7 protein-coding genes and 1 pseudogene are annotated in these 8,091 nt (G+C 62.1%); 6 read left to right on the top strand and 2 right to left on the bottom strand.

Going from position 1 to position 8,091, the window contains the following annotated elements; translation table 11 throughout:
• Window positions 1-93 precede the first annotated feature (93 nt).
• Both ACF8R4_RS16785 and ACF8R4_RS16780 read right to left on the bottom strand, forming a co-directional pair.
• Window positions 94-498, bottom strand: a complete 405-nt coding sequence (locus tag ACF8R4_RS16785) for a type II toxin-antitoxin system HigA family antitoxin (RefSeq protein ID WP_392492964.1) — start codon at window positions 496-498, stop codon at window positions 94-96.
• Window positions 499-500: 2 nt separating this feature from the next.
• Window positions 501-788: a type II toxin-antitoxin system HigB family toxin gene (locus tag ACF8R4_RS16780; protein ID WP_392492962.1), complete on the bottom strand. Its 288-nt coding sequence runs from the start codon at window positions 786-788 to the stop codon at window positions 501-503.
• Between the two features lie 403 nt (window positions 789-1,191).
• On the opposite strand from ACF8R4_RS16780, the gene ACF8R4_RS16775 reads away from it, so the two are divergent.
• The 6 genes and pseudogenes from ACF8R4_RS16775 to ACF8R4_RS16750 all read left to right on the top strand — a co-directional run bounded on the left by ACF8R4_RS16775 (window position 1,192) and on the right by ACF8R4_RS16750 (window position 8,010).
• Entirely contained in the window at window positions 1,192-3,102 is a 1,911-nt protein-coding gene (locus ACF8R4_RS16775; protein ID WP_392492960.1) for a sigma-54-dependent Fis family transcriptional regulator, read from the top strand.
• A 149-nt stretch (window positions 3,103-3,251) separates the two neighbouring features.
• Window positions 3,252-3,563: pseudogene (locus ACF8R4_RS16770) on the top strand (RHS repeat-associated core domain-containing protein); the annotation flags it as partial.
• A 222-nt stretch (window positions 3,564-3,785) separates the two neighbouring features.
• Entirely contained in the window at window positions 3,786-4,157 is a 372-nt protein-coding gene (locus ACF8R4_RS16765; RefSeq protein WP_392492966.1) for a hypothetical protein, read from the top strand.
• 167 nt (window positions 4,158-4,324) lie between these two features.
• On the top strand, window positions 4,325-6,058 hold the full coding sequence (locus ACF8R4_RS16760) for an ABC transporter ATP-binding protein (protein ID WP_392492958.1): 1,734 nt from the start codon (window positions 4,325-4,327) through the stop codon (window positions 6,056-6,058).
• A complete protein-coding gene (locus ACF8R4_RS16755) occupies window positions 6,048-6,725 on the top strand; it encodes a peptidase S8 and S53 subtilisin kexin sedolisin (RefSeq protein ID WP_392492956.1) in 678 nt (225 codons plus the stop codon). Before ACF8R4_RS16760 ends, ACF8R4_RS16755 begins: the two co-directional genes overlap by 11 nt.
• The gene (locus ACF8R4_RS16750) at window positions 6,718-8,010 is read left to right on the top strand and encodes an NAD(P)/FAD-dependent oxidoreductase (RefSeq protein ID WP_060500969.1); all 1,293 of its coding nucleotides are present in this window, start codon (window positions 6,718-6,720) and stop codon (window positions 8,008-8,010) included. The genes ACF8R4_RS16755 and ACF8R4_RS16750 overlap by 8 nt, the downstream gene beginning before the upstream one ends.
• The last annotated feature ends 81 nt before the right edge of the window (window positions 8,011-8,091 follow it).

Here is an 8,091-nt window from a genome sequence, read left to right as displayed (position 1 = left end):
CGTCGCCTTTGAGATCACGCTATCCCTGTGGGAGCGGGCTTGCCCGCGAAGGGGCCGGTACAGGCGACATATCATTTTCATCACTGCGCTACGTCAGCCAAGGAACACATTCGGGTTCACACCGAAGCGGTCGGCCAGCGCCCGGATCTGGCGAACGTTGAGTTTGCGCTTGCCCGACAACAGCTGGGAGACGGTCGACTGGCTGCCGATCTCGGGAAGGTCGCGTTGGCTGACCCCGTGCTCTTCCATGATGGAACGCAGCACTTCGACGCCGGTAGCTTCGGGGATGGGAAAGTGCTTTTTATCGAAATCGCTGATCAGGTTGGCCATGCACTGCACCAAGCCATCCAGCGGGTGCCCTTCGTCATAACCGGTGATCTCTTGCAGCTCGTCAAGCGCAGCCACCAGCGTGTCGTAAGCAGCCTCGTCTTTCGGTGTACTGAGCAGAGGCGCCACGAAGGCCCAGTGGTCGACGGCAGTTTTTACCAGAGCATTCATAGTCAATCCTTCCACTTGTCTTTGTCGTATTCGGCGTGGCTGAGTACGTACTTTATGTAGACCTGCTGCGTGCTGTAAGACACCCCGGCTATCAGCCTGATCTTGTTGCCGCCGATGTCGAACACATGAAACCGTCCGACCAGGTCCACTGCAGGAAACAAGGCTTTCATTTGCGAGAAATTGCCAGGGGTTTCCTGGCTTATTCGCTTGTACCAGCTCTCCAGCGCCGTAGCAGACTGGGGCCATTTGGCCACCGCCTCAACGATGCGCTTGTGTGTCACCACACGCATGCAAACCCCTTGATTCGCTTTTGCAATATAGCAAAGGCTACCGTCGATTTTTGGCGATTGCAAATCCGAATACAAGAGGGCGGGTGTCGCCCGGTGACGACCGGTTGTTCCAGTAGCCGACGGCAGTTGTGATTCGCCTTGAGGGCCTCTTCGCGGGTAGACCCGTTCCTACAGGTACTGCGTAGCATTTGAGATCACGCTATCCCTGTAGGAGCGGGTTTACCCGCGAAGAGGCCGGTACAGGCAACGCAATAGCCCAGCACTGCGCCATCCCTTTACGTTAACGTCACCATATGCCACCTTCTACCCCAGCCTGATGACGGCCAGGGATTTCTCCCGCACACTGCGGAAAATTCCCAAGCCCGTTCCCCGCCAATTTCGCGGGGTACAGCCGGAGTAGAAAATGGCGCGACAACTCATAACAAACGCCCAAGACCCGCTGCACGAATCCCGACAGGCCCGCCTGAAGCTGGCCAGCGAAGGCGAGCTGCCGTTGGGCATGCTGCGCGACGAAATCGACGCCTCCTGGCGGCGCAGCCTGGGCCATGGCCTGGATTGCCTGCAAGGCGAGCAGGTTGGCCTGGGCCTGGAGCAGGGCCATGACCTGCGCATGCTGCTGGAGCGCAACCGGCTGCTGGTCGACGCCGTTACCCCCGAACTGGACTACCTGGTCGCTCGTCAGGGCAAGTCGGGCATCGTCATCCTTGGCGACGCCAAGGCCAATGTGCTGGCCATCGAAGGCCAGACCCACGTGCTCGGCCGCGAGGGCCTGCGCGACCTGCACCCGGGCAGTTGCTGGAGCGAGTCGCTGCGCGGCACCAATGCCATCGGCACGGCCGTGGTTGAAGGCCGGCCCACGCTGATCAACTGTGGCGAACACTACCTCGACCGCCTCAGCCCGTTCTCCTGCACGTCCGTGCCCCTGCGTGACCCGCGTGGCGAAGTGATCGGTGTGCTCGATATCACCCGCGAAGGGGTAATGGCGCAACCGCAGGACAGCCTGACCACGCTGATGCTGGCCGCCGGCAACATCGAAAGCCGCATGTTCGGCCTGTGCCACCCCGAGCAACTGGTACTGGCCTTCCACAGCCGACCGCAATACCTCAATAGCGCTTGGCACGGCCTGCTGGCGCTGAGCCTGGACGGTGAAGTGCTGGCGGCCAACGACAGTGCCTGCCAGTTGTTGCAGGTGCCGCGCCATGAGCTGATTGGCCGGCGCAGCACTGAATTGCTCGGCGAGCGTTCACCTGCATTTATTGCGCGCCTGTGGCAGGGTGGCGTGAGCAGTGTGCAGACGGCCAAGGGCGAGTTCTACTTCCGTGCCCTGCAGCTGCCGCGCCATGGTCGGGTCAATGGCAGCGCGCCGGCCAGCAAGCCGACGCTGAGCAAGCAGTCGCCGGCGCTCGACGCCCTGGCCGGTGGCGACCCACGGCTGGCGCGCAATCTGCGCATGGCCCGGCAGGGGCTGGGCAATGGCCTGCCGGTATTGCTGCTGGGCGAGACCGGTACCGGCAAGGAAGTGGTCGCCCGGGCTCTGCACCAAGCCAGCCCGCGGGCCGACAAACCGTTTGTGGCCGTCAACTGCGCAGCCATCCCCGAAGGCTTGATCGAGTCCGAGCTGTTCGGCTATCGCGAGGGCGCGTTCACGGGATCGCGCCGAGGCGGCATGGTCGGGCGGCTGATGCAGGCCCATGGTGGCACGCTGTTCCTTGACGAAATCGGCGACATGCCGCTGGCCTTGCAAGCACGCCTGCTGCGGGTATTGCAGGAGCGGCGGGTGGCGCCGTTGGGGGCGGGCGACGAACAGGACATCGATGTGGCGCTGATTTGCGCGACCCACCGCGACCTCAAACGCCTTGTGCAAGAGCAGCACTTTCGCGAAGACCTGTACTACCGGGTCAACGGTGTGTCGCTGCGCTTGCCGGCGCTGCGCGAGCGTGATGATCTGGCCGCGATCATCCAGGGCCTGCTGGACAAGGCCGATGTTCGTGGCGTGACCCTCGACCCGGCGTTGACTACATTGCTTGAAGGCTTCGACTGGCCGGGCAACATTCGCCAACTGGAAATGGTAGTACGCACGGCGCTGGCCATGCGCGAGGACGGCGAGCAGGTGTTGACTCTGGACCACCTCACTGACTGCCTGCTGGACGAACTGGCCAGCGGCACGGCGCCCTCTGGCAGCCTCAAGGACAACGAACTGGAATTGATTCGCGGTGCGCTGGCGCGCCATCAGGGTAACGTGTCGGCCGCCGCCGAGGCCCTGGGCATCAGCCGGGCAACGTTGTACCGCAAGCTCAAACAGTTGCGCGGCTGACGTAGGGGAGCTGTTTTATAGGCTCAAAACTATCATTTTTATCAGTGCCGGGCTCTTAATTGAACGTGGATAATCCAGAACTAAAGCTGTTAATTTGAAAGTGCTCCCTCCCTGATTCTGGAGCTCACGCTACGATAGAGGACGTGCTGATGTTAGAAGTCACGAACAATGGTTGTTATTCGCAGAAGAATTTATCCCGTGGGCCTGGTGTGAGCATGCACGTACTGCCTCAGGCGTATGGCCCGTATGGCTATAGTTTTGTTGGGTCCAGTTTGATGAGCTCGCTTGGTTTTAATGGTCAGTACTTGAGTCATGTGGCGGGGTTGTATTTGTTGGGGAATGGGTATCGAGGGTACTCTTCAAAATTAATGCGCTTCAGTGGTCCGGACTCAATGTCTCCTTTTCAGCGTGGTGGTATTAATTCGTACGCGTATTGTCAGGGTGATCCAATTAACTTGCAGGATCCGAGTGGGCGTTATCCAACGGCGGTAGCACCTCCGCCACGAGGCTCGAATTATGTATTGAATTCAGGGTTGTCCAAGCGCAGATTGCTTGGACGGCAAAGATCTGGATCTATGGAGTCACTGATAAGTAGGCCTATGAGTGGAGAGGTGCCTGAGGGGTGGGATTTAATAGGCTACCATGGAAGCTCACGCGCGAACGCGCCTAGTTTGGAAGGAGTATTGAAACCCAAACATTCTGGTACTTTTGCAGGTCAAAAGCTCGGCAAGGGTTTTTATCTTGCTCCGAGTGCTAATAACGCCGCTTCATATGCTTGGCAGCATGAGAAAATTGGTCAGCAGCCGCAGTTGTATGAAGTATATGTTGAGAATGCTAATCGATTGAGGTCAGGGAGAGATTATTCGATGAATTTGCGAGGGATGGAGCATAAGGACTTTTTCAGATTTGCAAGGCACTTTGGTGTTATGGATACACTTTTCCCCGATTCATTGGAAGTGGTAATTAGGCCTCGGGTGTACTTTCAAGTTGAAGTGCGTATGGCTCAGTTGCGGGATAAGGTTGTGTATCCAAGGTCACATGAGGCTCCATTCTGAATCTTAGAGAAAAACCACATTGTAAAGGTTTCGAAGTGAGGCGGTTTCTATGGCTTGCCGTACGTGATGGTGCATTAGTTTTTGGAGTGATCTCTTGCATTGTACTCTGAAGCTAAGTGTTGGTTGTCTTGTTCTCTGCGCTCAGTACACAAAGAGGTTCGCACTTGATGGGCCCATTGTTCGCAAAGCTGGTGGACTCCAGCGACCCTGTACTCATGCGCCAGGCATTGGCCTGGCTGTATGGTTTCGTGCGCCCGCACCGGCGCGCCATCGGCCTGCTGCTGGGCCTGTCGCTGGGCGCCTCGCTGCTGGCGCTGGCGCAGCCCTGGCTGGTCAAGACGCTGATCGACGAGGGGCTGCTGGCCAAGGATTACCAGACGCTCTGGCACATGGCGGCGATCATGATCGGTGCAGGCCTGCTGGGCACGGTGCTGGCCGGGGTAAACCGCTACCTGCATACGCGCCTGTCGGGGCGCATCCTGTTCGCCCTGCGCGATGACCTTTACCGCCACCTGCAGCAGTTGTCGCCAACGTTCTACGGGCGGCGGCGCATGGGCGACATCCTTTCGCGGCTGGACGGCGACGTGGCGGAGATCCAGCGCTTTGCCGTGGACTCACTGTTCTCGGCGGTGTCGGCGGTGATCGGCCTGGTGGGGGCGGTGGCGCTGATGCTGATGCTGTCGTGGCAACTGTCGTTGCTGTTGGCGCTGTTGGTGCCGATCGAAGTGCTGTGGCTGCGCTGGATGCGGCGCAAGGTGGAGCGCGAAGTGCGCAACCTGCGTGAGCGTTCGGCGGATGTGTCGTCGTTCCTGGTCGAGACCTTGCCGGCGATGAAGTTCATTCAGGCGTCCGGCCAGCAAGGCCGCGAGGCAGGGCGCCTGGACCAGCTGGGGCAGGGCTACATGAGCCAGTTGCTCAAGGTGCAGGTGACTGAATTCTTCACTCAGGCCATCCCCGGCACACTGACTTCGTGGTGCCGTGCCTGCGCCTTTCTGGTCGGCGGCTGGTGGGTGATCCAGGGCACCTGGCAGTTGGGCGCGCTGATCGCTTTTTCCACCTACATGGGCATGGCAGTAGGCCCGGTGCAGAGCCTGCTGGGCCTGTATGTCGCGGTACAGCGCATGGCCGTGAGCCTGGGGCGGGTGATGGAGCTGAAGCAGGAACCTGTGGCCGTGCGCCCGGTGAGCAACCCGAAGCCGATACCCGATGGCCCCGGTGAGCTGCGCCTTGAAGGCCTGAGTTTTGCCCATGAAGGGCGCCACGGTGCCGTACTGAGCAACGTGCAGGTGTGTGTGCCGGGTGGCCTGAAGGTGGCCATCAGCGGTGCCTCGGGCGTGGGCAAGTCGACCCTGATCGACCTGTTGCAGCGCTTCTACGACCCGGACGCCGGGCGCATCCTGCTGGATGGCACCGACCTGCGTGACCTGGACCTGGCCGGGTTGCGCCGGCGCATTGCGGTGGTCAGCCAGGACATCGTGCTGTTCCGTGGCACCCTGGCGCAGAACCTTGCCTATGGTGTGCCTGAAGCCAGCCGTGCAGAGCTGGAACGGGTAGTGCGCCTGGCGCGGCTGGACAGCCTGGTCGAAAGCCTGCCACTGGGCCTGGATGGCCTGCTGGGCGAACGTGGCCAGCAGTTGTCCGGCGGGCAGAAACAACGCATCGCCATCGCCCGGGCAGTGTTGCAGGCCCCGGCGATATTGGTACTGGACGAAGCAACGTCCGCAGTGGACGAAGCCACCGAGCGCGAAGTGATCGCGGCCATCGACCAGCTTTTCGCTGGCCGCACGCGCATCCTGATCAGCCACCGAGCTTCGACACTGGCCGATGCCGACCTGCACTTGCAACTGCATGATGGCCAGTTGCAGGTGCTGGCGCAGGAGGCAATCAAACATGGGCACTGACGTGCGTTTTGGCATCATCGACAGCGGCTGCTCGCCGGAGCAGGTCAACGGTTTGCTTGCTGCCCGCCGTTTCTGGCTGGAAGACGGCCAGTTGCGTGAAGGAGAGCTGCAGCCCGACCAGCTGGGGCATGGCAGCGCGGTGCTTGCCGGCGTGCAGCGTGAGGCTGGGCAGGTGCCGCTGCTGGTGGCCCAGGTGTTCAGCGCCCAGGCCAGCACCAGCGCCTTGCAGGTGGCTGCCGCGCTGCTGTGGCTGGTGGAGGCGGGGGCTACCTTGGTCAATCTTAGCCTTGGCCTGCAGCAGGACCGCCCTGTGCTGCACCAGGCTTGCGCCGAAGCGTTGGCAGCGGGTGTGCTGTTGTGCGCATCCAGCCCGGCGCAAGGCGGGGCAGTGTTCCCGGCCAGCTACTGCGGGGTGATCCGGGTGACCGGCGATGCCCGCTGCGCGCCGGGCGAGTGGTCGTGGCTGGGTACGCGGCAGGCGGACTTTGGCGGTTACGTGGGCACGGGCGACAGGGCGGGCGCGAGCCTGGGCTGCGCGGCCTTGAGCGGAAGGATTGCAGCGTTGTTGCGCGACGAGCCGGGCATGGGTCGCCAGCAGGTTTACGACTGGCTGCGCAGCAATGCGGCGTATACCGGCCCCGAGCGACGAGGTGTTGGCCATGCCTGAACCGCGCATTGTGGTGCTGGGTGCTGGCCCGGCGGGTGCTGCCACGGCCATTGGCTTGCGGCGGCTGGGCTACTCCGTGACGATGGTGTCGGAGTGGCGCCGTTTCGCGGCAGTCGAAGGGGTTTCGCAGCGGGTGCTGGAGGGCTTGCGACATGCAGGCCTTGGCGGGGCCTTGAGCCAGGCGGCCATGCCGGCTACCCGGCAGGTGCACTGGAATGGCCAGCACCTGCAAATGAACCAGGAGTTCTTGCTGGATCGACAGCGTTTTGACCGGGCGCTGCGCGACGACCTTCAGCGTGCCGGCGTGAGTGTGGTCGAGGGCCGGGTGCGCGAGGTTGTGCACGAGGGCGGTCATCATGTGCGCCTGGACGATGGGCAGGTGCTGATGGTTGATTTCCTCGTCGAGGCCCGAGGCCGTCAGGCACCGCTGGCCCCGGATCGCCTGCGTGGGCCGGAAACGGTTAGCCTGCTTAACGTGTGGCAGGGTAGCCCGGGGGCGCCTGCGTCGGCGGTGGAAAGCCTGGAGGATGGCTGGGCGTGGATGGCGCGGTTGGAGGATGGCCGCTGTTACTGGCAAGTCACCCTTGACGCGGCCGGGCTGCCGGGCAAGGCCGGCTTGGCGGATTACTGCCTGGCGCGGCGGGCCTGCAGCGCGCTGGTTGCCGAGTTGTTTGATGCCCAGGCGCTGGTTCCGGCACAGGTGCATGCACGCAGCAGCACTGCAATTCTGGCCGGCGAATGTGTCGGGCAGGACTGGATACGGGTCGGCGATGCGGCGATGGCCGTTGATCCCCTGTCGGGCAACGGGATTTTCCAGTCACTGTCTTCGGCGTTGCAGGCGCCGGTGGTGATCAATACGTTGTTGCGCAAGCCCGAGCGCTCGGGGCTGGCGCGGCAGTTTCACCAGCAGCGGGTCGAGCAGCTGTTCTTGCGCTTTGCCCGGATCGGGCGGGATTTCTATGGGCAGGAGCAGGGGCGCGCAGGGCAGCCGTTTTGGGCTCGGCGGCAAGGTTGGCCGGATGCGCAGCCGTTGCATAGGCCTGCGGATTGGAAAACGGTGCGGGTCGAGCGGCGGCCTGTACTGCGTGATGGGTGGGTGGATGAGGCTGAGGTGGTGGTGACGGCGGATCAGCCGTTGGGGGTTTGGCATTTGCAGGGGGTGGAGTTGGCGCCTGTCGTGCAGAAGCTACAGGGCGGGCAAGCACTTGAGGCAGTGTTGCCAGGTCTTGCGGATGAACAGCAGAAGATGGTGCGGCGCTGGCTGCTGGAGCAAGGTTTTGCTTGAGATCGCCGGGGCCGCTTTGCGGCCCTATCGCAGGCAAGCCAGCTCCCACAGGTTTTGTGCAAGGCTCAGGCTCTGTGCAAG

Origin of the sequence: Pseudomonas sp. FYR_2 (assembly GCF_043106425.1) — a bacterium.
GTDB lineage: Bacteria > Pseudomonadota > Gammaproteobacteria > Pseudomonadales > Pseudomonadaceae > Aquipseudomonas > Aquipseudomonas monteilii.
The sequence above is the reverse complement of the archived record's forward strand: the minus strand, read 5'-3'. Positions and strand labels throughout refer to the sequence as shown.